At 68.0% G+C, this 23,118-nt stretch carries 17 protein-coding genes; 8 read left to right on the top strand and 9 right to left on the bottom strand.

What is annotated here, in order from left to right:
* Positions 1-147 precede the first annotated feature (147 nt).
* The 3 genes from VGK20_03845 to VGK20_03855 form a co-directional block, all read right to left on the bottom strand.
* Positions 148-1,191 (bottom strand): TlpA disulfide reductase family protein, encoded by a 1,044-nt coding sequence (locus tag VGK20_03845; GenBank protein HEY2773168.1) that lies wholly within the window; start codon positions 1,189-1,191, stop codon positions 148-150.
* 27 nt (positions 1,192-1,218) lie between these two features.
* The gene (locus tag VGK20_03850) at positions 1,219-1,740 is read right to left on the bottom strand and encodes a hypothetical protein (GenBank protein HEY2773169.1); all 522 of its coding nucleotides are present in this window, start codon (positions 1,738-1,740) and stop codon (positions 1,219-1,221) included.
* A gap of 208 nt (positions 1,741-1,948) precedes the next feature.
* Positions 1,949-3,103 (bottom strand): inositol-3-phosphate synthase, encoded by a 1,155-nt coding sequence (locus VGK20_03855; GenBank protein HEY2773170.1) that lies wholly within the window; start codon positions 3,101-3,103, stop codon positions 1,949-1,951.
* 196 nt (positions 3,104-3,299) lie between these two features.
* Between VGK20_03855 and VGK20_03860 the strand changes: the two genes are divergently transcribed.
* On the top strand, positions 3,300-4,469 hold the full coding sequence (locus tag VGK20_03860) for a fatty acid desaturase (GenBank protein HEY2773171.1): 1,170 nt from the start codon (positions 3,300-3,302) through the stop codon (positions 4,467-4,469).
* Here the strand turns inward: VGK20_03860 and VGK20_03865 are convergent.
* Positions 4,415-6,628: a DUF3604 domain-containing protein gene (locus VGK20_03865; GenBank protein HEY2773172.1), complete on the bottom strand. Its 2,214-nt coding sequence runs from the start codon at positions 6,626-6,628 to the stop codon at positions 4,415-4,417. The two genes, VGK20_03860 and VGK20_03865, sit on opposite strands and share 55 nt — an antisense overlap.
* Positions 6,629-7,029: 401 nt before the next feature.
* On the opposite strand from VGK20_03865, the gene VGK20_03870 reads away from it, so the two are divergent.
* Positions 7,030-8,028, top strand: coding sequence for a 4-hydroxy-3-methylbut-2-enyl diphosphate reductase (locus VGK20_03870; protein HEY2773173.1), 999 nt, complete (start codon positions 7,030-7,032; stop codon positions 8,026-8,028).
* Here the strand turns inward: VGK20_03870 and VGK20_03875 are convergent.
* A complete protein-coding gene (locus tag VGK20_03875; protein ID HEY2773174.1) occupies positions 7,961-9,097 on the bottom strand; it encodes an NUDIX domain-containing protein in 1,137 nt (378 codons plus the stop codon). The two genes, VGK20_03870 and VGK20_03875, sit on opposite strands and share 68 nt — an antisense overlap.
* A gap of 52 nt (positions 9,098-9,149) precedes the next feature.
* Positions 9,150-9,770, bottom strand: coding sequence for a TetR family transcriptional regulator (locus tag VGK20_03880; GenBank protein HEY2773175.1), 621 nt, complete (start codon positions 9,768-9,770; stop codon positions 9,150-9,152).
* Between the two features lie 206 nt (positions 9,771-9,976).
* Here VGK20_03880 and VGK20_03885 point away from each other — a divergent pair, with 206 nt between their 5' ends.
* From VGK20_03885 to VGK20_03895, 3 genes are all read left to right on the top strand, one after another.
* The gene (locus VGK20_03885) at positions 9,977-10,993 is read left to right on the top strand and encodes an aldo/keto reductase (GenBank protein HEY2773176.1); all 1,017 of its coding nucleotides are present in this window, start codon (positions 9,977-9,979) and stop codon (positions 10,991-10,993) included.
* A gap of 104 nt (positions 10,994-11,097) precedes the next feature.
* Complete coding sequence (locus tag VGK20_03890; protein HEY2773177.1) at positions 11,098-12,879, top strand: D-alanyl-D-alanine carboxypeptidase family protein; 1,782 nt, start codon at positions 11,098-11,100, stop codon at positions 12,877-12,879.
* Positions 12,880-13,223: 344 nt separating this feature from the next.
* Positions 13,224-16,622 carry a hypothetical protein gene (locus VGK20_03895; protein HEY2773178.1) on the top strand — a complete coding sequence of 1,133 codons (3,399 nt, stop codon included), beginning with the start codon at positions 13,224-13,226 and terminating at the stop codon, positions 16,620-16,622.
* 324 nt (positions 16,623-16,946) lie between these two features.
* Here the strand turns inward: VGK20_03895 and VGK20_03900 are convergent, their stop codons facing one another.
* Both VGK20_03900 and VGK20_03905 read right to left on the bottom strand, forming a co-directional pair.
* A complete protein-coding gene (locus VGK20_03900) occupies positions 16,947-17,969 on the bottom strand; it encodes an aspartate-semialdehyde dehydrogenase (GenBank protein HEY2773179.1) in 1,023 nt (340 codons plus the stop codon).
* Between the two features lie 193 nt (positions 17,970-18,162).
* Positions 18,163-19,326 (bottom strand): serine hydrolase domain-containing protein, encoded by a 1,164-nt coding sequence (locus VGK20_03905; GenBank protein ID HEY2773180.1) that lies wholly within the window; start codon positions 19,324-19,326, stop codon positions 18,163-18,165.
* A 301-nt stretch (positions 19,327-19,627) separates the two neighbouring features.
* Here VGK20_03905 and VGK20_03910 point away from each other — a divergent pair, with 301 nt between their 5' ends.
* From VGK20_03910 to VGK20_03920, 3 genes are all read left to right on the top strand, one after another.
* Complete coding sequence (locus tag VGK20_03910; protein ID HEY2773181.1) at positions 19,628-20,434, top strand: crotonase/enoyl-CoA hydratase family protein; 807 nt, start codon at positions 19,628-19,630, stop codon at positions 20,432-20,434.
* Between the two features lie 2 nt (positions 20,435-20,436).
* Positions 20,437-20,958, top strand: coding sequence for an NUDIX hydrolase (locus tag VGK20_03915; protein ID HEY2773182.1), 522 nt, complete (start codon positions 20,437-20,439; stop codon positions 20,956-20,958).
* 98 nt (positions 20,959-21,056) lie between these two features.
* The gene (locus tag VGK20_03920) at positions 21,057-21,701 is read left to right on the top strand and encodes a hypothetical protein (GenBank protein ID HEY2773183.1); all 645 of its coding nucleotides are present in this window, start codon (positions 21,057-21,059) and stop codon (positions 21,699-21,701) included.
* 70 nt (positions 21,702-21,771) lie between these two features.
* Here the strand turns inward: VGK20_03920 and serB are convergent, their stop codons facing one another.
* Positions 21,772-23,004, bottom strand: a complete 1,233-nt coding sequence (gene serB, locus VGK20_03925) for a phosphoserine phosphatase SerB (GenBank protein HEY2773184.1) — start codon at positions 23,002-23,004, stop codon at positions 21,772-21,774.
* Positions 23,005-23,118: the final 114 nt, after the last annotated feature.

Below are 23,118 nucleotides of genomic sequence, written 5' to 3' on the forward strand. Positions count from 1 at the left end.
CGCGCTCTCGCGCTCGCCAATCTGCGCTTCGCGCTCTCGCGCTCGCCAGCTTGCGCTTCGCGCCTGCGCGTCGGCGACGACGCCGCCGCGGCAGCACAATGCTACGGGTAGGACAGGCAGCACCCGGAGTCGAGCGGGCCGCGAGACTCAGGAGCGCATGCGGGCCAGCGACGCATAGTCGGGGCTGCCGGCCTGCATCCACTCGCGGTAGAGCTCGAAGAAGTCCGGTCCCATCGGGTCCAGGCCCCGGATCGGCATCGAGCCGCGACGGATCGTCCAGTCGAGCGGTGACAACTCGCCTGCGCGCACGAAGTGCTTTTCGGCGAGTTCCAGGTCGCCTCGCTGGAACAGGTGCCACGCGAGCGCGAACTCGGCGCGAGCGAGCTGCTCGTCTTCGGTGGGAACCACCTGCGCGGCAGCGACCTCGGCGGGCGGCATCGGCAGCTCTCCGCTGCGTACCCAGCGGCGCACGGCATCGAGGTGAGGCCCCGCATCCTTGCCGTGGAAATCCTTGAACAGGTTGCTGCCGTACTCGATCGCCGCAGGACGCACGATGCGTCCTGCCTCGTCGATCCAGATGACCGTCGAAATGTTGATGATGCCGTAGCGGTGCGCGACGACGTGCTCGCTGTCGATGAGCGACGGGTGCGTCGGCGCGGCCCTTTCGATGTAAGGGCGTGCGTCTTCGGGCGAACGGTCGAGCGCGACCGTGATCACCGTGAACTTTTCGTTACCGAGCTCTTCCTGCAGTTGCTGCCAGACCGACAGCTCTTCGCGGCACCCTCACCAGGACGCCCAGGCGATGAGCAGGGCTTTGCGCCCCCGCCAGTCGCCCAGGCTGTGCATGCGGCCGCTCAGATCCGGCAGCGTGAAATCGGGAGCCATGCCGGTGCGCATCGCGGTGCTTCGGTCGTGCGCGGAGTCGCCGAGCGCAGCAGCGCGCGCGTCGACGTCCATCGCGAGCGGCCTGCCGAGAAGCGATGCGAACGCCGCGAGGTCGACGCGTCCGTCGCGTACGAGGCCGGAAGAAGGCGCGACCGGAACACAGATGCCGCCCTGGCAAAGTCCTTCGCTCTTGAGCGCCCAGCCCGTTGCGCGCTCGAGGTCGGGCGCGGCGAGCGTCACGTGGCCGCCTTCGACCACGGCGTCGACTTCGCAGCGCCGGTTTTCATCGATCAGCGTGAAGCTCATGCGCGTTTCTCCCTTTCCATCGGGGCGTCAGGCCGGCTCGCCCGGCGGCCCCCCATTGCGCAGCGGATAGAAAACCCGCGGCTCGCGGTCGCGCTGCATTCCTTTCAGCACGGCATTGTACATGCGACGGAACCTCAGGCGCTCCCAGAAGTCCAGATGCATCATCTCGCCGTACGTGAGCTGGCGCTGCTTCTGCCACATCGAGTGCCAGCCGCTGCCGACGCTGACGACCACCGGCACGTCGACTTCGTTGTACTGGTCTGCCGTGATGTCGACCGTGTGCTGGCCGACGCGCAGCCATACGTGGGACTGCCACGGATCGCCGTTCGGGCCACCTCCGCGCTCGCCGTGGACGAACGTGACCAGCGGAACGTGAAGGTCGGTGACGAGGTAGCGCGCCAGCAGCTGGGAGCTGTGCTTGCAGCAGCCCACGGGAAAGCGCGCCATGATCTTGGCATGGCGACGCAGGCGGGACTTCTCGATCGCGCGACGAAAGTCGAGCGCGATCACCGCCAGTTCATGGGTGGTGCTGGGTGGACGCGTCCTCATCGATTCCCCCGGCGCACGCCGGCCTTCCCTCTGCCGCCGTGCGCCTTGCAGGTTTTTGTAGCGGGTTTGCCGCGCTTTGACCACAGCCCCGGGCGCCGGCAGTGCGAGCGCGCCCGGTGGTGCGACGGCAGCGGGGCCGGCATGCCGCGCTGCGGTGGGCGGCGTCGGCTATCCGGCGCGGTCGGCTGCGCGGGAAACCGGCAGCGAGTCAGAGCTTGGCGGCGCGAAGACGCGGCGACGGCGACGGCTCGGCCGCATCCTGCTCGCCCGCGGTGCCGGCGATGAAGGCTTCGGTCAGCCGGAACGCTTCGTCGTCGGGATGCTGGCGGGGAGGATGCTTGCAGAAGAACGCGGACGGGCCTTCGAGCACTCCGGACCAGCCGCGGTCCAGGGCCAGGCGGCAGCAGCGGATCGCATCGATGGCGACCCCGGCCGAATTCGGCGAATCCTCGACCGAGAGCCTCAGCTCGATGTTCATCGGCACGTCGCCGAACAGGCGGCCCTCGATGCGCAGGAAGCACACCTTGTTGTCGTTCTGCCACGGCACGTAGTCGCTCGGGCCGATGTGGATGCAGTCGTCGGCGAGCCGGTCGGCGGCAACCGACTGCACCGCCTCGGTTTTCGAGATCTTCTTCGACTCGAGGCGGCGGCGGTCGAGCATGTTGAGGAAGTCGGTATTGCCCCCGGTGTTGAGCTGGTAGGTGCGGTCGATGCTCACGCCGCGCCTGGCAAAAAGATCGACGAGGGCGCGGTGCGTGATGGTCGCCCCGAGTTGGGCCTTGATGTCGTCGCCGATCAGCGGAAGACCGGCATCTTCGAATTTCTGGGCCCATGCAGGGTCGCTCGCGATGAAGACGGGCATGTTGTTGACCAGCGCGCAGCCGGCCTCGAGCGCCGCGCTCGCGTAAAAGCGCGTCGCCTCTTCCGATCCCACCGGCAGGTAGTTGACGAGGATCTCGGCGCCGCTGCGCTTGAGCTCTTTTACGACGTCCGAAAGTTCCGGCTCGGGCTCATCGCTGGCTACGAACCGGCGCGCGTCGGGCCATTCGGCCATGTGCGCCGGAAGACCGTCGAGAATTCGCCCCATGCGCACGTGTACGCCGCAGGGCGCGACCTCGGGACAGAAGCGGACGGTGCAGTTGGGCGCGGCAAAAATCGCCTCGGAGACGTCGCATCCCACCTTGCGGCGATCGATGTCGAAGGCGGCAACGACCCGGATGTCGCCGGCCCGATAGCCGCCGATGTCGTGGTGCATCAAACCTGCGCGGTCGGCGGGGCCCCGCCCGTCGTAGTAGTGGATTCCCTGCAACAGGGAGCTGGCGCAGTTGCCGACTCCGACTACCGCGATCTTGATCGAGCCCATCGGACCTCCGCTTCCTGGACGGGAGGAAGGATCAGGGCGGGCACGAGCCCCGCCAAAATGGCGCCATACCGGCGAACCGAGTCTGGGTCTGCCCCCGCCGCTTTTCAACCACGCTGCCGTCCGGGGACCGGGCCGAGGCCAAATCCGCGGTTTTTCTGTAGTGATGGCAGCGCGCCTGTGGCACAGTCACCGCCCAATGAGCACCCCCGCCCCGTCCGCCCGCCGCCCCATCAACTGGCCTACCGTACTTTTCATCGTCGGCACCTCGCTCGGTGCGCTCGCCTGGCCGGTCTACGCGTGGAACTACGGTGTGACCTGGTCCGAAATCATCATGGCGGTGGTCTATTTCTACGGATGCGGGATGTCGATCACGATCGGCTACCACCGCCTGCTGTCGCATCGCACGTTCAAGGCCCATCCGTTCGCCGAGGCGATGCTGCTCGTCATTGGTTCGGCGGCCTGGCAGGGCTCGGCGCTGGAATGGTCGGTGGACCACATCCAGCACCACTCCCACATCGACACCGAGGCCGATCCTTACAATCGCCGCCGCGGATTCTGGTACTCGCACATCGGATGGCTGCTGCGCCGCGAGAGCGGCACGCAGATGTCGCGCATCCCTCCGTTCCTCAAGAACGATCGCCTCGTGATGTTCCAGGATCGCTGGTACGTGCCGATCGCCGTCTTCGTCAGCTTCGTGATTCCGTTCGCGCTGTGCGGCTGGGGCGGCCTGCTGCTGGTCGGCGCCGTGCGCATCGTCGCGCTGCACCACACCACGTGGTTCATCAACTCGTGGGCCCACACTGGAAAGCAGCGGCCGTACGACCCTCAGGTAACGGCGGCCGACAACGGCTTTCTCGCGCTGTTCACGTTCGGCGAGGGCTGGCACAACTACCATCACGCGTTCCCGAACGACTATCGCAACGGCGTGCGCGCCTTCCACTGGGATCCGACCAAGTGGGCGATCTGGACGATGTCCAAGCTCGGCATGGCCCACGACCTCAAGCGCGTAGCGCCGGCGACGATGTGGCGCCGGCGCGTCGAGGCACTGCTGGCGTGGGACGGCTGCCCTCGCACCCGCGCAAATCTCCTCGATGGAACCAGGTCGTCGCTCGAGCGCCTGGCCCGCCGCAGCGAGTCGCGCATCGCCGAGCTTGCCTCGCGCGTGCACGAGACCGCCGCCGCTTCCCAGGCCGATCTTCTCGAGCTTCGCCGCCGCGTGCGCGAGCGCATGGACGGATGGAAGCGTGCGCGTGACCGCCGCAGCCTCTCTCGCGCGCGCCGCATCGAGGAGCTGGTCGAGCAGGTGATGCTCTACCGCGAGCTGCTCGAGCGGCTGTCGGCCGTACCGGCCTTCCAGGCCAGGTAGATCGGCGACGACCACGCCCTCTCCTCGCTCGGCGCGAGGCAATCGTCGTCGAAAGGGGTGCGCCAGTCGCCGTAGCACGGGTTGACGCTCGTGCACGGCCCCTTGTCGCCTGCCTTGCAGCGCAGTCCAGCGGCATTGATCGCCGGCGTCGGCTCCTGGATCGCGCGAACGTAGTACAGCGCGTCGCGCGAGCCCGGCCCGAAGTCGTCGTCGGCGAACTCGCCGACGCAGCCCGACGACTCGCCCGAGCACGGAATCGTCTTCCACGGATCCTCGATGAGGCCGGCGATCGGCTCGCCGGGACGCACCTGCGGGCGGATGCGGACGATCTCCAGGCGCCGGATGACGTGGCGGCGTTCGCCGGGGTTGTAACACTCGCCGCCGCACAGCGACTCGATCCTGTCGGCGCCGAGCCCGGTCGCCGCATAGTCGGGGCAGCCCGGCTTCTGCTCGAAGCTGCCGACCGCGCGCACGCGAAAATGCGGCGTTCCCGACCATGCGACGCTCGCTCCCATCGGTGCGACGGAATTGGCGCCGCGCACCAGGTCGAACCACAACAGGATGCGCTCGCCGCTGGTCGCGTAGACTTCGCGGCGCTGGAGCGCATCCCAGATCGACTGGCGGTTGCGACCCTCGGCGTGCACGGCCACCAGGCCTCCGGTGTAAAAGAACGAGGATCCGCGCTCGTAGTCGAGGATCTGGAAGCGCTGGAAGCGGTTGACCTTCGGATCGATCGCTTCCGATTTCGGGCGCGGCTCGCCGAGCGGCCGCACCCAGTCGTGCCAGAAGTCGCTGCGAGGCCCGAAGGCTTCCGTCATCTGCTGGCGGTGAAACTCCTTGTAGCCGGTGCCGGGCCTGGCGGTGTGGTCGTCGCTCGATGCCACGAAGCCGAACTGGAAACGGCGCAGGCGGTCGGGGTCGGTGAAATCGCTCAGCGCCAGCGCGTACTGCACCGAGCCTCCGGGACGGTGCTCGAACGGAGGATCGAAGCAGTCGAGGCACTGGCCGCAGCCTCCCCAGTCCGCGACATCGGCACCCGAGATCGTCAGGCGTCCCGACGCACCGGCGGCAAGGTAGTTGCGGCGCGCGTCCTCGACTCGCCCGCGGCATTCGGCCGAGTCGGGATTCTCGCAGCGAGCACGGATGATTTCCCCGGCGCGCCAGCAGCACGGCTCGTAACCCGCAGAAGGTTCGGGACAGACGAGGTGCCCTTCGGGGTCCACGCTCGCCTCGCGCCAGGTGCGGTACTGCTCGGCATTGCCGTGGCCCGAATCGATCTCGATGAGCTTCTCGAAACCTTCGTCGTTCTCGGTGCCGCGCAGCGAGCGGTCGATGTAGTAACCTGGCGGCGTGTACATGCCCCAGCTCGTTCCGTGCGGGATCACGGTGGCCACCGATCCCCACTGCCTCAGCTTCGCGAACAGCTCGGCCGGGGTCTTCGCGTAGTCCATGCAGTCTTCGTGCACGTCCTTGACGTCGACGTCGTCGGGACAGGAGTCGACGTCGCGCGTGTCGCTCCAGTACGCCAGGAAATCCTCGTAGCGGCTGCGGTAACGCCAGTCGGCAAGCGGCAGCAGCCAGCGCACCGACAGCGGCAGCTTGTCGCGCATGGCCTGGCCGCTGAAGCCGGCAGCCGCGACGGGGCGCGCCGGGATCTTGTCGTCGTCGAGATCGCGCAGGATCACGTTGCGATGGCCGTAGTGCTCGTCGGCCGTGAGGCCGATCTGCGTCCACTCCCATCCGAGGTACGAAACGAGGTCCTGGTCGTGCGACGTGCCCGAGACGGCGTTGCACTTGCGGATCGAATCGATGGTGTCGCGCCAGCGCTGCGGAGTAAGCGTCTCGGCGTGGTCGGTGATGCTCCAGAAATCCAGTGCCGAGCAGTAGCGCGCGAAATCGCAGGCGTCGGCCACCGGGTGCGTGCCTTCACCCTGCATGAGCGGAAGGCTCATCACGTAGGCGTCCGAGGACCAGGTGCTGTGCACGTGCAGGTCGCCGAACAGGATCTGCTTGTCGGGAACCTTGACACCGAGCACTGCCGCTACCTGCGCGGCAGCCTTCGCGCCGGCGGCCTCGCGCGCGGCGATCACCTGCTGCGGAATCGCCTCTCCGTGGATCTTGCCCGGGCCGTGGGACTTGCCGCCGCAGCCCGCCGCCATCGCGCAGGCCGCGACGCTCGAGAAAAAGCAGGTTGCGGAAAAACCCCGGACCGAGGGCCGTGCCCCGATTGCGCGCGACACCAAGGCGAAAAAACGCCGCTGTAGCTGCATCCTACAGCAAGTTTTCGCAACGCCGGTGTCGCGTGCAAGCGGCGTGCGGGCCGACGGGAGGGGTTTTCCCGCAGCCTGCAAGAGCGCCGGCCAGGTCGCCTTGCGCCGCACGTCGCTGCGACCGGACACCGTCGGCATCATGCCCTTGCGCTGCAGGGGCGCCAATCCGGCAAGCGGCCGGCACCGGCAAAAACGTCGGCAAGAAACTCGGCAAGAGCGCCCGCAAGAACGTCGACAGCGGCGCCGGCGGCCGGTTGTCCGCCTCCGCATGACGTGACAGGCTCTGCAGGATGTCCACGGCCGCGCAAAAAGACCCCGAAGCGGGAAAACGACTGCTGGTCGCGAGCCCGCGCGGATTCTGCGCCGGCGTCTCCTACGCGATCGAGATCGTCGACCTCGTGCTCGACCACTACGGGCCGCCGGTGTGGGTGCGGCACGAGATCGTCCACAACCGTCACGTCTGCGACCGGCTGCGTGCCCGCGGCGCCATGTTCGTCGACGACCTGTCGCTGGTGCCGCCCGGCAGCCTGCTGATTTTCTCGGCCCACGGAGTGGCGCCGTCGGTGCGCGCCGAAGCCGAGGAACGGCGTCTTCGCGTCATCGACGCCACGTGTCCGCTGGTGACGAAAGTCCACCTCGAAGCGCTGCGCTTCGCGCGCGAGGACTACCACATCCTGCTGATCGGCCATCGCGGGCACGTCGAGGTCGAAGGAACGCTCGGTCACGCGCCCGAGCGCATGACGCTCGTCGAAACCGTCGCCGACGTCGACGCACTCGACATTCCGATCGATGAGCCGGTCGCGGTCGTCACACAGACCACGCTGTCGGTAGACGACACCCGGGAAGTCGTCGAAGCGATCCAGCGCCGGTTTCCGCAAGCGCGCACACCGAAGAAGGACGACATCTGCTATGCGACGCAGAACCGCCAGACCGCGGTCAAGGACCTGGCCGGCCACTGCGAGCTGGTCATCGTCATCGGATCGCCGAGCTCGAGCAACGCCAACCGCCTCGTCGAAGTCGCAAGGACGCGCGGCGCCGAAGCGCACCTGATCGAATGCGCCGGCGACATCGATCCGAGTTGGCTCGACAACGTCACGGTCGTCGGGCTGACCGCCGGTGCCTCCACTCCCGAATCGCTCGTCCAGGAGACCACCGAAAGGCTTCGCTCTCTTGGCTGCAACGATGTCGAGGACCTGGAGACCGCGCGCGAGAACGTCACGTTCACGCTGCCCCGCGAGTTGAGGGCGATCGCCGCTGTACCGGGCCCGCGAACTCGCGAAGGATCTTGACCGGCAGCGCCGGGACCGCCGCCTTCGCGATCGCCGCATCGTCGAGAAAACGGGCACCGGCACGCGCCGTGCGCCGCGCGCTGGGCACGGACGCCGTGTAGACGAGCGCCGAGATCTTGCGACCGACGATGTCGTGGCGCACGGTCGCGACCGGTCCTTCGACGGCAACACGGATTCCCGTGCGCTGCCCGATGAGCGTAGCCAGCGCGGCCGCGGCATCCGCATCCTCGCCATCGGCAATCTCGACCGTCGGCAGCTCCCACATTCCGGCAAGCAGCGTTTCGCTGGCCGCGCGGCGAACGAACAGCATGCGGTCACCGCGACGAACTACGGCGCAGGCCACGCGCACGACGCGCGACGGGCGGCGTTGGCGCGGCGCCGCGTACGCAAGCGGGCTGCCGCTTGCGCGAGCGATGCAGCAGGATGCAAGAGGGCAGCCCTGGCAGCGCGCGATCCGTGCGGTGCACAGCGCCGAGCCGAGATCCATCAACGCTTCGTTGACGCTGCCCGGATTGTCGCAATCGACGAGTCGGGCGCCGAGCTCTTCGACGGCGCTGCGGCCGGTTGCAGAGCGGGGATCGGCGATTCCGCCGATTCGGGCGACGACGCGCACGACGTTCGCATCCAGCGCGGCCTCGCGCTTTGCCCAGGCCATCGAAAGGATCGCGCTCGCCGTGTAGCGGCCGATGCCCGGGATACGCTCGAGCGCCTCGCGCGAGTGCGGGAGGCGGCCCGAATGCTCGCGCACGACGTATCTTGCGCCGGCATGCAGCAGGCGCGCGCGGCGGTAGTAGCCGAGGCCCGACCACGCGGCGACCACATCGGCGGCCGGTGCACGCGCCAACGAGACGAGGCTCGGGAATTTCGCGAGAAACCGGCGGTAAGGCTGCACGACCGCCTCGACGCGGGTCTGCTGGAGCATCACCTCCGAGATCCAGATCCGGTAGGCGCTGCGCGACCGGCGCCACGGAAGATCGCGACGCTCGCGATCGAACCATGCGAGCAGCGCTGCGCGGATGCGCGCGGCAGGCGCACCGGCCTCTGCCGCCGCTTTCGCGGCTGCAGGCATCCGTCGTGCGCGGGCATTCGTGGACGAAGCGGGGCGGGACACTCGCTTGCAGTCAGTGGCCAGACGCAGGACCTGCAACCATCGCCGATACGGTGCGCGTGAGGACGTCGGCGGCAGCGGCAACGCTGAGCCCGGCGAACCGGCGCAGCTCGTCCCAGACGACGAACGAGCCGGCGGCAGCGATGGCGTCGCACAGGTGCTCGTCGCCGCGCTCGCGTCCGGCGGTAAGCTCGGGCGCGAAGGCGCGTTCTACGTCGAGACGGTGCAACTGTCGCGCGAGATCCATCCGCGAAGCGACGATCTTGGAGAACGGTTCCTGGATCATCGCGGCGCGCCGGATCGGCGCGATGGTCTCGTAAAGGCGAGAGCGGTACTGGACGAACGCAGCGATGCGCGCCGCAAGGTCACCGTCGTAAGAGACGCCGATGTAGAGCTCGGCGACGCGGTTGGCCTGATGGTCGGAGACGGCGAGGAACAGGTCCTCCAGGTCGGCGAAGTGCTGGAACACCGACCGCACCGAAAGGCCGGCGCGGGCGGCAATGGCCGCAGCGGTGGGCTTCAGGTCGCCGGCGTCCAGAAGCGCGATGGTCGCCTCTACGATGCAGCCTCGAGTGCGGGCCGCGCGGGCGCGGCGACCGTCGACGGTGGTCTCGGCTGCCGTAACAGAGCCCATGGCGCACCCTATAGACCAACTTGCACCGATTGTGCGAATAAGTTCTGTGAAGCCGTCACACTTGCCTTCCCACTGGCGCAGCGGCCCGGCCGCGGGCAAAGGGTGCGCATGAGGTTTCACCCCCGTCCAGGGGGCTTGAATCCCGGTTCAGGTTCAGCCGGCCGCGCCGAATTTTCGCCGACACCGCCGCAGGAGCAGTCAACGCAATGAAAACCCGCCGTCTCGGCCGCAGCGGCCTCGTCGTCTCCGAAATCTGCATGGGCACGATGACTTTCGGAGTTCAGGCCGACGAGGCCGAAAGCTCGGCCATCCTCGATAAAGCGTTCGCGGCCGGCGTAAATTTCCTTGATGTGGCAGAGGTTTACCCGGTTCCACCGTCGCCTGCCTACGCCGGGCGCAGCGAGGAGATCGTCGGGCGCTGGCTCAAAGGGCGGCCGCGCGACTCGGTGATCGTCGCGACCAAGGTCGCTGGGCCGAGCGGAGGGTGGTTCGTGGCGCCGGTGCGCTCGGGCAACACGGGCCTGGACCGCCACTCCATCCGTATCGCCATCGAGGGCAGCCTGCGCCGCCTCGGGACCGACTACATCGACCTCTACCAGACCCACTGGCCGGACGCCGGCCTGGCCTACGACGAGACGATGGAGGCGCTCGACCGCGCAGTGCACGAGGGCAAGATCCGCGCGGTCGGCTGCAGCAACGAGACCGCGTGGGGATTGATGAAAAGCCTCGCCGCCAGCGATGCGGCGGGCCTGGTGCGCCACGAGACGATCCAGAACAATTTCAGCCTGATGCACCGCCGTTTCGAGGACGAGCTGGCGCGCGTCTGCCGCGCCGAAGGAATCAGCCTGCTGCCGTACAGCCCTCTCGGCGGCGGCCTGCTGTCAGGCAAATACCAGGGCGGCGCATGGCCCGACGGCTCGCGATTTTCGGCCTACCGGGCAGATGCCCGCAGGGGCGCCCGAATGGCGGCCCGCTTCGTCAACGACGCCACCCGGGGCACCTACGAAAAAATGGCGGAAATCGCCACGACGCACGGCGTGGCGCCGGCCACTTTCGCGATCGCGTGGACGCTCAGCCGTGACTTCGTCGGCTCGACGATCATCGGGGCCACCCACCGGGACCAGCTCGACGCCACCCTGGCGGCGGCCGACGTCAAGCTGCCTGCCGAGGCGCTGCAGGCCGTCGACAAGCTTTCCAGTGACATCCGCTATCCGATGGAGTAGACGAAAGTGACGACAGGGGCCCGACGGGGAACAAAAGGCGGGTACTCCGGGGTGTCAGGGAAAAACAGTTGTTGCGAAGGGGGTTGATAGCAAAGTGCGGCCCGATGCTGGCCGTGGCGCTGGTCATGGGCGGCAGCGGTGTCGCCTCGGCCACTGCCACTGCCCAGGCGTCCCGCTACGCCGCAATCGTCGTCGATGCCGACACCGGCGACGTCCTGTACGAGCGTAACGCCGACCTGCCTCGCCATCCGGCGTCGCTCACGAAAATCATGACGCTGTACCTCACGTTCGAGGCGATGGCGGCAAAGAAACTGAGCGCCGGTGATCTTCTTCCCGTGTCGGCTCTTGCGGCCGGCCAGGATCCTTCGCGCCTCGACCTTCCCGCCGGATCGAAGCTCAAGGTCGAGGATGCAATCCGGGCGATCACGACCAAGTCGGCCAACGATGCCGCGTGCGTGCTGGCCGAAGCTCTCGGCAAGGGAAGCGAACAACACTTCATCGACGCGATGAACGCCAAGGCGAAGGCGCTCGGCCTGGCCCATACCACCTTCAAAAACCCGTCAGGGCTTCCCGACGACGGTCACATCATGAGCGCGCGCGACCTGGCGACGCTGTGCCGCGCACTGATCCACGACTTCCCGACCTACTACAGCTACTTCTCGACCGACTCCTTCGACTTCAAGGGAACGCGCTACCCGAACCAGAACCGCTTCCTGCACACGTACTACGGAGCCGACGGCATCAAGACCGGCTTCGTCAACGCGTCGGGACACAATCTTGCCGCATCCGCCGTGCGCGGCGGCAAGCGCCTGATCGCAATCGTGCTCGGCGGCGACACCCAGGCCTGGACGCGGGAGCACGCAACGCGCCTGCTCGACGTCGCGTATGCGAAGATCGACCCTAGCCTGGTGATGGTCGCAGGCAATGCGCCGGACGATGCGGACGAAGGAGCGTCGGAAGGTACTGCCGTCGCAGCCGCACCGGCCGCGGCAGGCGGGGCGCCGACAGCCGCCGCTGCGACGACTGCCGTCGCAACCTCGGAGTCGTTTTCCACTCCTGCCGGCGCGGTGACACTCGCATCGGCGCAGGCCCTGGCGCTGCCGAACGGCACTGCCAACCTGCTCGCCTACGCCAGCCCGACACCCGGACCGGTGGGCAGCAGGCCCGAAGCTCCCGATCATCCTCAAGCTGCCGGCTACGGCGCAGCTTCGGCAGCACCCTCCAGTGCGCCCTCGGCATCTTCACCGCCGCACTCCCCCGGACGTCCGAATTCCGGTGCCACCGCAGAACTGGCGTCGGCAACTACCCACGCGGAGCTTCCCCTGGTCACTTCGCAGGCGCCTGCCACCGAAGAGGTTACCGAGGGCACGATCGAACGGGAGCTGATGACGGGAACTGCGGCGCCGAACGCGCCAGTGGAAACCAGGCTCTCGCGAGCCGAGCATACAGCAGGGCGCGTACCTGGAGAGTCGTCGCCTGCGGCGGCACGCACGAACGAGGCCCCGTCGAGGCAGCAAGCCGCGCCCTCGCCGAGCTCACCCGATCGCGCCAAGGCGGCCGCCGCATCGGCTCCTGTTTCTGCGGCTGGGGCGGACACGATCGTCCCGGCCTCCGACGGCAGCAGGGGCTGGTCGGTGCAGGTCGGACTGTTCCGCGATGCGACCATCGCGCGTCGCCGGGGCGAGGAAGCGCGCAGCCTGATGCCGGCGCAGATTCGCGGAGCGGATCTGGTCATCGGCCGGGCCGTCGACGGAGTTCACGTCACGTCCCGGATCAGCCGCCTGACCGAGCAGGACGCCCGCCTGGCCTGCAGCGAGCTGGAGCGAGGGCGCGTGCCGTGCATCGTCATTCCGCCGGGTCACCCGCTGGTCGTCGCGACAAACTGATCGATTCACAAGCACAGCACGCGGCGCCGGCCGCGCTGTGTGCTGTTTCACCCCCCGTTACGGTAGCGCGGTCCCCACCACACGTCCCTGCGACTGCGTTCCCGGTCACTTGACGACCGGGAACGACGATTCCTTTCCCTCGCGCGAAGTTGACGAAAACCCCGAAGTCGGACAGGGTCTTTCTTTGCGGAAACAAAGAGCAACGGATTACGAGGGGCCGATGGCGGGATCTGCCTCGGCAGGCCGAGCCTGCAGGCGGACGGGGATGGGCGAAAGACGGTGCAACCAGGCCGCTTTCGCGAACTGAGACCAGCGTTGGTCGACAGAGGGAAAAAGGAGACGACATGAACAACTCGACGAGAATCGGCAGGGCTGCATCTGCTGGCCGGCTGGCTTCGGCAGCGCTACTGGCCGTTTTCGCTGCTGCAGCCTGGAGCACGTCCGCGCATGCAGCGGCCTGTCTCGATCAAGCATTCGGCGGTACGACCAACTGCACCGCGAACGACATCTCCGTCGCCAGCGTCACCGTCACCAACATCACCGACGGTTGCAACGGCAGTCCGAACGATACGTTCACGTTCGACGGCACGCTGAACGTCCAGCCGACGGCGACCGCCCGCTACGACATCGGTTTCTACATCGGCGGCAGCCCGGAGACCTCCACCAACGGCGACTGCTTCGTCGCGACGATCCCGACCGACGTCGGCAATCTCGACAACGACGCCTGCGGCGACACCACGAGCTCGGCGATGATCCAGGTCCCGGTGACCGGCCTGACCGCGCCGTGCCAGGATGCCGACAACAACGGCTTCTTCGATCTGAACACCTGCTCGTCGTGGAAACAGAACGCCGACAGCACGGACTGCCCCGACGTCACGGGCGCCATTCCCGGCACAAAGTCCAAGTGCGACTGCCAGGTCGTCAACACGACGCTGGCCGTGCCGTTCTGCGCATCCAACGCCGACTGCAACGACCAGAACGTCTGCACCGACGACATCTGCAACACGAAGGCCTCCGGACTCGGCGACCAGTTCGGCTGCAGCCACACCAACAACACCGCTCCGTGCGACGACGGCATCTTCTGCAACGGCGTCGACGTCTGCAGCGCCGGCACCTGCAACCACCCCGGTGATCCCTGCGCCAACGGCGACGTCTGCGGCACCCAGTGCAACGAGGCCGATCAGAACTGTTTCGTGACGGCGGGCACCGTCTGCCGCGCGACGACCGGCGTCTGCGACGTCGCCGAGGCCTGCACCGGATCCGACACGGCGTGTCCCGCCGATGCCTTCCTCGGCTCGGCGACCACCTGCCGCGATTCCGTCGGCGTCTGCGATACGCCCGAGGCATGCAGCGGCAGCAGCGCCGATTGCCCGGCCGATATCTTCCTCGCCGACGATGTCGTGTGCCGCGGTTCGGGCGGCGTCTGCGACGTGGCCGAGAACTGCACCGGCAACGGCCCGGATTGCCCGGCGGACTCCTTCGTTCCGTCTTCGACGGTGTGTCGCGGCGTCGCCGGAATCTGCGACGTTGCCGAAAGCTGCACCGGAAGCTCGGCGTCGTGCCCGGCCAATGCGTTCGAAGGCACCGGCATCGTGTGCCGCCAGACCACCGGCGTCTGCGACCTGACGGAAAGCTGCACGGGCTCGGGCGCATCGTGCCCGGCCGACTCCTTCGTATCGTCCTCGACGGTGTGCCGCGCCTCGGCCGGCGTCTGCGACGCGGCCGAGCTTTGCACCGGCTCGAGCTCTTCGTGCCCGTTCGACTCCTTCGCCGCCACGACGACGGTCTGCCGTGCATCCGGCGGCATCTGCGACGTGGCTGAAAACTGCAGCGGTGAGAGCGCCGACTGCCCGGCCGACGTCCTCGTGCCGTCGTCGACGGTGTGCCGCACCTCGGGTGGTGTCTGCGACCTCGCCGAGAGCTGCACGGGAACGAGCGTCTCGTGTCCGGCCGATTCGTTCCAGACCAACGAAACGGTCTGCCGCGCCTCGGGCGGCGTCTGCGACGTCGCCGAAAACTGCACCGGCACCAGCGCCACGTGCCCGGCCGACGCGTTCGAGAACGGCACCACCTGCCGCGCCTCGGCCGGTGTCTGCGACCTGGTCGAGACCTGCTCGGGAACGAGCGCCTCGTGTCCGGCCGATTCGTTCCAGAACGGCACCACCTGCCGCAGCGCGGGCGGGATCTGTGACGCGGCCGAGACCTGCTCCGGATCGAGCGCCTCGTGCCCGGCCGACACGTTCTCGTCTTCGACGACCGTCTGCCGCCCGTCGGCAGGCGTCTGCGACGGCACCGAGTTCTGCACCGGAACCGGCGCGAGCTGTCCGGCCGACGTCGTCGCTGCGACGACCCAGGTCTGCCGCCCGGCCAACGGCGTCTGCGACGTCGCCGAGACCTGCGACGGATCGACGGGCACCTGCCCTGCCGATGCGTTCGATTCGTCGGCTACCGTCTGCCGCGCCTCTGCCGGTGTCTGCGACACGGCCGAGCACTGCACGGGAACCTCGGGCTCCTGCCCGGCCAACGCGTTCGTCTCGTCGTCGACGGTCTGCCGCGGCTCTGCCGGAGTCTGCGACGTGGCCGAGAACTGCAGCGGCAGCGCCGCGACCTGCCCCGCCGACACGTTCAAGGGAGCGTCGACGACGTGCCGCGCAGCGGCTGACGTCTGCGACGTTGCCGAAGTGTGCAGCGGCACGGCGACCTCCTGTCCGGCCAACGGCTTTGCCCAGAACGGCACGGCCTGCGCCAGCGACCAGAACGTCTGCACCAACGACATCTGCAACGGCCAGGGCACCTGCACGCACCAGAACAACACGGCCTCGTGCGACGACGGCCTGTTCTGCACGGTCAACGACAAGTGCGCCAACGGGCAGTGCCACGGCACGGCGCGCGACTGCAGCGACGAAGTCGACTGCACCGTCGACTCCTGCAACGAGTCGGCGGGCCAGTGCGTGCACACGCCCAACAACCAGGTCTGCGGCGACGAAGACTCGTGCACGACCGATATCTGCGACGTCAACACGGGCTGCAAGCACGTGTTCTCGTGCAAGGACATCTGCCGGCGTCCGGGCTGGTACGGCACCCGCGCCGGCAGCCTGCACGACGACGAGAACATCGTGCAGGAGATCCTCGACGCGGTCGGCGGACTGCACGTCTGCGGCCAGACGATCACCGAGACCAGCACCGATACGTCTCCGTTCCTCGACAGCTTCGGCCTGAACTCGGCGCTCGAGGCCCTGTGCGTGCACGTCGGGCAGGATCCGGAGAGGGCGCTGTACCGCGAGCTCGTCACTGCCGCGCTCAACTGCGCGATCAGCGGCGCGGTCGACTGCGACAGCGAGGTCAGCAAGTTCGTGAGCGTCTCGTACAACAACTGCAACGCTCTCTGCGGCGGTGCGGCAGCGACGGACGACGAGGGCAACTCGCCGGTGGCCACCTGCATCGCCCAGCTCGACTGCTACAACAGCGGCGGTCACCTGATCGATGGGCTGTGCGCACTCGGAAGCTGCGACGTGACGCGTGCGCCTTGCGGCGCCGAGTACGGCCAGTGCCAGCCGTTCCCGACCGTCACGTTCCCGATCCTGCAGGTCTGCAAGCGCTTCGAGGGCAACTGTCGCGACGAGGACTTCTGCAACCCGGGCCTCGACATCTGCCCGACCAATTTCAAGGGCGGAAGCAGCGAGGCGTGCAAGGAAGCCAAGCACGACCAGTGCACGATCGACCAGTGCCCGACCTCGGACTGATCTCGTGAACCATGCCCGGCTGCCGAGCGGCAGCCGGGCCCGACAACAAGGGGGAGCCCGTCAATGGGCTCCCCCTTGTTCTTTTGGTTCATTCGGTCAGGCGCCAGCGATTGCGCGTGGGGTCAGATAGCGCGGTGGCGTCAGCACCGGTGATTGCGCGTGGGGTCAGGCACCAGCGGGCACCGGCGCACGTGGTTGCGCGTGGGGTCAGGCACCAGCGGGCACCGGCGCACGTGGTTGCGGATGCGGCGGTTTTTGGCGGATAGAACGGGTGCGCCTATACCCGGGCTGGTGCCAGACCCCTCCAGACCCCTTCAGACCGCGTTAGCGGCAGTACAGCTCGGCGATTTGCACGGCGTTGAGGGCTGCGCCCTTGCGCAGGTTGTCGTTGCTGACGAACAGCACCAGGCCGCGCCCGCCGTCTACCGTCTCATCCTGGCGGATGCGCCCGACGTAGCTTGGGTCCTTGCCGGCGGCTTCCAGCGGCGTCGGTACGTCCATCACCGTCACGCCCGGCGCCCTCGACAGGATCGCCGTGGCCCGCTCGACGCTGATCGGCCTGGCAAACTCCGCGTTGAGGCTCAGCGAGTGCCCGGTGAACACCGGCACGCGCACGCAGGTGCCGCTCACCTTCAGGTCCGGAATACCGAGGATCTTGCGGCTCTCGTTGCGCAGCTTCTGCTCTTCGTCGGTCTCGAACGACCCGTCGGCGACGAGATTGCCGGCCAGCGGCAGGACGTTGAACGCGATCGGCTTGGCGAACTTCGCCGCCGCGGGCATCGCGACGGCCTGGCCGTCGTAGGTCAGCTCGCGGGCGTGCTCGATCGTCGCGCGTGCCTGGCGGTCGAGCTCGTCGACGCCGGCGAGGCCGGCGCCACTGACGGCCTGGTAGGTGCTGGCGACCAGCCGCAGCAGTCCCGCCTCGTCGTGAAGGGGCTTCAGTACCGGCATCACCGCCATGGTCGTGCAGTTCGGATTGGCGATGATCTTCTTGCGCGCGTGGAGGATCTCGCCCGGATTGACCTCGCTGACGATCAGCGGAACGTCGGGATCCATTCTCCACGCCGACGAATTGTCGATCACGGTGACGCCGCACGAGGCAAAGCGCGGCGCCAGCTCACGCGAAGACCTGGCGCCGGCGGAAAACAGCGCGATGTCGAGCCCGGTCGGATCGGCAGTCGCGGCGTCCTCGACCGTCACCATCGTGCCGTTCCACGGCAGTTTCGTGCCCGCCGATCGCGACGACGCGAAATAGCGGATCACGCTGACGGGGAAATTGCGCTCGGCCAGCACGGCGCGCATGACGCCTCCGACCTGGCCCGTGGCTCCGACGACTCCGATCTTCATGGGACTACTCGGCTCCGTGACTTGGATTGCATGCGCCGGCTGCCACCGGGCCATCCGTACCGATACACGACGCCGCGGCCGGGCACCAACAGGGGACAGGCTGGGGACAGGCACCAGCGCGCATCAATCGGGCAGCATCGTCCAGTTGATGCGCGCTGGTGCCTGTCCCCACGCGCTGGTGCCTGACCCCATGTCAGAGGCAGCGGTAGAACGCATCGATCAGCGCCTTGGCTCGCGGATCGATCAGGATGTACGGGCCCATGCGGTTCATCACGTACGAAAATCCGACGCGTGCCGTGGGATCGGCGAACGCGATCGAGCCGCCGGCGCCCGGATGCCCGAATGCGCCGTCGTTCGGGCCGAACTCGCAGCCCGGCTGGGACAGCATGAATCCGAGGCCGAAGCGCGTCGTGAGGCGAAGCACGACATCGGGGCCGAAGCTCTGCTCGGTAGCGGCTGCGCGCGCGGCCTTCGGTCCGAGCACGTGCACAGAGCCGGCGTCGCCGCCGCTGGCGATCGCTCCGTAAAGGCGCGCCAGCGAGCGCGCAGTGCCGTGGCCGTTGGCACCCGGAATCTCGGCGCCTCTCCACGCCCGGCTGTTGACGGTCCCCGGCATCATCAGCGTCGGCGGGTTGCAGAACGCGAGCGCGGTCACCGATGACGGGTCCGCCATCACGAGTTGCATCAGGTTCGGCTCTCCCGGCGCTCCGGTCGCCGAAGGCGGAGTGATTTCGGCGCAGCGCCCGTCGTCCTTCTCGGCAAGCCCGATTGCGAAATCGAGGCCGAGCGGACCGGCCAGCTCGTCGCGCAGCAGCGCACCGACGCTTTTGCCCGTGATCCGGCGCAGCACTTCGCCGACGAGCCATCCGTACGTGACTGCTTCGTAGCCGTGCGCGGTGCCGGGCTCCCACCACGGCGTCTCGGCCGCCAGCGCCGTCGTCATCGCGCTCCAGTCATACAGAGAATCGCGAGGCTGCAGCTCGCGCAGCGCAGGAAGGCCGCAGCGATGGCTGAGGAGCTGCCGCACCGGGATCGCCTGCTTGCCGGCCTTGGCAAACTCCGGCCAGTAACTCGCGACCGGGGCGTCCAGGTCGAGCCTGCCCTGCTCGACGAGGCGGTGCGCAAGGACCGCAACCACCCCCTTGGTCGTCGAGTAGACGTTCGCGATCGTATCGCGCTGCCACGGCCGCGTACGCGCGGCGTCGGCATGACCGGCCCACAAGTCGAGGACGTTCTTTCCCGCGACGTCGGCGGCAACCGAGGCACCGATCTCCTCTCCGCGCTCGAAGGCGGACGCCAGGGCATCGCGAACCGGCTCGAAGCCGGGTGCGCAGGTTCCGTGGATCTCCGTGCTCATGTGGTCCTCGTCTGTGGTTGTCTCGCTGCCGCGCGGTCGCGACGCTGCCACTCGATCGCAATGCCGCGCGCGATCGCCACGGCGCCGCCTCGATCTTTGCGCTGCCGAACCACCGCGACCGCTACTGCGGCGGCTTGCGCAGCCGCACTGCCTCGGCGTCTTGTCGCGCCGCGGCCGCCGAGGCAAGCGCCGCGCGCGCGCAGCGCAGAGGCCTCGAAACAGACGTTTCCGGTCCGGGCGCGCCCCCGCTAGAACACACCCCGGCCGCCGGGGCAGGACCCCGGAGGCGAGGAGCCAGGACATGTCCGACCGCATCGACGTAACGATATCCGGCCACGTCGCCGACGTGCGCATGAACCGGCCCGACAAGCTCAACGCGCTCGACGCCGAAATGTTCGAGGCGCTGGTCGTGACGGGGCGGGAGCTGGCGAAAACGCGCGGAGTTCGCGCGGTGGTGCTCTCGGGCAACGGCCGCGCGTTCTGCGCGGGGCTCGACTTCGGCAGCTTCATGGCAATGGCCGCCGCCGGCAACGGCGGGCCCAACCTTTTCCATCGCACCAGGGAAAGCCCGGCCAACCTGGCCCAGCTCGCCGGGTACGTCTGGAAAGAGCTGCCGATGCCGGTCATCGCTGCCGTGCACGGCGCGTGTTACGGCGGCGGGCTGCAGATCGCCGCCGGCGCCGACATCCGCATCGTGCATCCCGACGCGAAGCTGTCGGTGCGCGAGATGTACTGGGGCCTTGTTCCCGACATGAGCGGCACGCGCACTCTCAAGCACGTGCTGCGCGAAGACGTATTGAAGGAGCTGACCTTCACTGCCCGCATCGTCGGCGCAGCCGAGGCCGTTGCTCTCGGGCTGGCCACGCGCGCCGCCGAGGATCCGCTCGCGGCGGCGATGGAGCTTGCCGCGCAGATCGCTGCCAGCTCGCCGACCGCGATGCGCGCGGCCAAGAAGCTGATCGGCGACACCTACCGCATTCCCGACGACGAGACCGGACTCCTGCTCGAGGAAAACCTGCAGAAGAGCGTGCTGCGCACGCCGAACCAGATCGAAGCCGTGCAGTCCAACCTCGAAAAGCGCCCGGCGGCCTTTACGGATCCGGACTGAGCGTGGGTGTTCTGTCGCGCCGCGAGCTGCACAGCGGGAAGATCGGCAGCTTCGGCATCGAGGAAGTCGAGCTTCCGAGCGGGCGTCGCGCGACACTGGACGTGCTGAGGCATCCGGGAGCCGCGGCGGCCGTCGTCTTTCTCGACCCGCAGCGCATCGTCCTGCTGCGCCAGTACCGCCATGCCGCCGGAGTGTGGCTCTGGGAGATCCCCGCCGGAAAGATCGATCCCGGCGAGTCTGCGCACGAGTGCATCGCAAGGGAGATCGAAGAGGAGACCGGCTACCGCGCGCGATCGATCACGAAGCTCGGCGTGATGGTGCCGGCGCCGGCCTACACCGACGAGCGCATCTGGCTCTACGAGGCCGAAGGTCTCGAGCGCGGCCGCATGGCACTCGGCGACGACGAGGAGATCGAGGTGCACGAGGTGGGGTTCGACGAGGCGCTGCAATGGATCGAGCGCGGCGACATCATCGACGCCAAGACCATTGCCGGCCTGCACCTTGCCGGGGCAAGGAGGCGCTAGCGGCGCGGCCCAGCGGGGGGCGCTGCATGGCGGCAAACAGGGGCAATGTTTGGCCGCCGGGGCTTTCGCGAACCGCTGGTTGTGTCTATAGGTGACTCATGGCGAGAGCAGCTTCGAGGCCCGAAATCTTCCCGCTGCTGGCCGCTTCTCTGGGCTTGGCCGGCATCGTCACGATCACCGCCCCGGCATGGGCCGGATGCCCGCCCGACCCTCGTCCGACGGGAAATTGCCTGCAGTTCGGGCAGAGCGCGCTGACGGTCGACAACTACGGTCACTTCGACTGGCGTGCCTCCAAAGGGCAGGCCGCCAGCGCCGACGACTTCATCTCCCCGTCCGCGTCCTACCACCTCTGCGTCTGGGACGAGCAGCACCTGGTGGTCGCGGCCGACATTCCTACCCAGCCTGCGTGCCCCGGCGGAAGCTGCTGGAACGATTCCGGCGACGATGTGCAGAACTACGTCGATCGCTCGGGCGAGAACGGCGACATCCGGCTGCTCAACTTCCAGGGCAGCGACTCCGACCAGACCACCCTGCACGCGCGGGTATTCGTGAACGGCGGCATCATCCTGCCGGTCACCGGCGATGGCGTCATCGTGCAGGCATCCCGCGACGACAACGGCAAGTGCTTCGAAGGTTTCGTGCCGGCCGACGACTTCAAGCTCGACGACAAAGCCGCCTTCGTCGCCAAATCGCAGATCGACCTGCCGCCCGCACCGACTGCGTCGGATACGACCGAGCAGTAAGGCAGCGGCGCGCTCCGACAAGCGGCCGTCTGCTTCGTTGCCGGCGCTCGCTTCGCTATCGCTGCCGCGTTTACTCGTCGGTCTCGCGGTCCCTTACACCGATCAGGTAGAGAATCCCGTCCAGGCCCGCCGCCGAAAGGGCCTGGCGCGCGGACTGGCGCACCAGCGGCTTGGCGCGGAACGCGACGCCGAGACCGGCAATCGCGAGCATCGGCAGGTCGTTGGCGCCGTCGCCGACCGCGATCACCTGCTGCATCGAAAGGTTCTCGCGCGCTGCGATCTCGCGCAGCAGCTCCGCCTTGCGGCGGCCGTCGACGATGGGCCCGACGACGTTGCCGGTGAGCTTGCCGTCGCAGATCTCCAGCTCGTTTGCATAGACGTAGTCGATCCCCAGCCGCGCGGCCAGGTGTTCGCCGAAATAGCGGAAGCCGCCGCTGATGATCGCGACCTTGTAGCCGATCTTCTTGAGCACGCCGATCAGGCGCTCGGCGCCTTCGGTCAGCGGAAGCTGCTCGGCGATGGTCGCCAGCACCGAAGCGTCGAGTCCAGCGATGTGGCGCAGGCGCAGCTTCAGGCTCTGCTGGAAGTCCAGCTCTCCGCGCATCGCCCGCTCGGTGATCGCGGCCACCTCTTCGCCGGCGCCCGCCGCCCGCGCCAGCTCGTCGATCACTTCGGCCTGGATCAGCGTCGAGTCCATGTCGAAAGCGACCAGGCGCCGGTTGCGACGAAACAGGTCGTCCGCCTGGAACGCAACGTCGACGTCGTGCTCGTGCGTGACTGCGAGGAACGCCGCGCGCATCGCCGTTTCGTCGCGCGGCGTGCCGCGCACCGACAGCTCGACGCAGGCGTACGGCCTTCTTGCGTCGCCCGAAAGCGGGATGCGCCCCGAGAGCCGGTGGATCATGTCGATGTTCAGGCCCTGGTCGGCCAGCACGGACGATACCGCGGCGATGTGATTGGCGGTCAGGCGGCGGCCGAGCACGGTGATCGTGTGGCGCTGCTTGCCCTGCTGTCCGACCCAGTGCTCGTAGTCCGCCTCCGTGATCGGCGTGAAGCGGATCCTCATGTCGAGCTCGTGGGCGCGGAAAAGAAGGTCCTTCAGGACGGGTCCCGACGCGGCATCGGCCGGAACCTCGACGAGAAGGCCGAGAGACAGCAGGTCGTGGATGACCGCCTGGCCGATGTCGAGGACGACGGCACCGTATTCGGCCAGGATCGTCGTCAGCGATTTCGTGACGCCGGGACGGTCTTCGCCCGAGACATTGATGAGGAGAATTTCGCGCCCGCCGCCGTCCGCGCCCATGCGCGATGGGTACCTTCGGAAGGCGGCAAAGCCAACGCGACAGCCGCAGGCGCGGTGCGCCGCGCGATCGCGGCGCCGCGATGTCCTGCAGCGGGCGGGCGGGGCCATGCGACC

Source organism: Candidatus Binatia bacterium (assembly GCA_036493895.1).
Taxonomy (GTDB): Bacteria; Desulfobacterota; Binatia; order UBA1149; family CAITLU01; genus DATNBU01.

Excerpts from the sequence above, each read along its gene's own strand:
- VGK20_03850 (HEY2773169.1), bottom strand. The coding sequence starts at position 1,740 with ATGAGGACGCGTCCACCCAGCACCACCCATGAACTGGCGGTGATCGCG.
- VGK20_03855 (HEY2773170.1), bottom strand. The coding sequence starts at position 3,103 with ATGGGCTCGATCAAGATCGCGGTAGTCGGAGTCGGCAACTGCGCCAGC.
- VGK20_03860 (HEY2773171.1), top strand. The coding sequence starts at position 3,300 with ATGAGCACCCCCGCCCCGTCCGCCCGCCGCCCCATCAACTGGCCTACC.
- VGK20_03865 (HEY2773172.1), bottom strand. The coding sequence starts at position 6,628 with ATGGCGGCGGGCTGCGGCGGCAAGTCCCACGGCCCGGGCAAGATCCAC.
- VGK20_03870 (HEY2773173.1), top strand. The coding sequence starts at position 7,030 with ATGTCCACGGCCGCGCAAAAAGACCCCGAAGCGGGAAAACGACTGCTG.
- VGK20_03875 (HEY2773174.1), bottom strand. The coding sequence starts at position 9,097 with ATGCCTGCAGCCGCGAAAGCGGCGGCAGAGGCCGGTGCGCCTGCCGCG.
- VGK20_03880 (HEY2773175.1), bottom strand. The coding sequence starts at position 9,770 with ATGGGCTCTGTTACGGCAGCCGAGACCACCGTCGACGGTCGCCGCGCC.
- VGK20_03885 (HEY2773176.1), top strand. The coding sequence starts at position 9,977 with ATGAAAACCCGCCGTCTCGGCCGCAGCGGCCTCGTCGTCTCCGAAATC.
- VGK20_03890 (HEY2773177.1), top strand. The coding sequence starts at position 11,098 with ATGCTGGCCGTGGCGCTGGTCATGGGCGGCAGCGGTGTCGCCTCGGCC.
- VGK20_03895 (HEY2773178.1), top strand. The coding sequence starts at position 13,224 with ATGAACAACTCGACGAGAATCGGCAGGGCTGCATCTGCTGGCCGGCTG.
- VGK20_03900 (HEY2773179.1), bottom strand. The coding sequence starts at position 17,969 with ATGAAGATCGGAGTCGTCGGAGCCACGGGCCAGGTCGGAGGCGTCATG.
- VGK20_03905 (HEY2773180.1), bottom strand. The coding sequence starts at position 19,326 with ATGAGCACGGAGATCCACGGAACCTGCGCACCCGGCTTCGAGCCGGTT.
- VGK20_03910 (HEY2773181.1), top strand. The coding sequence starts at position 19,628 with ATGTCCGACCGCATCGACGTAACGATATCCGGCCACGTCGCCGACGTG.
- VGK20_03920 (HEY2773183.1), top strand. The coding sequence starts at position 21,057 with ATGGCGAGAGCAGCTTCGAGGCCCGAAATCTTCCCGCTGCTGGCCGCT.
- serB (HEY2773184.1), bottom strand. The coding sequence starts at position 23,004 with ATGGGCGCGGACGGCGGCGGGCGCGAAATTCTCCTCATCAATGTCTCG.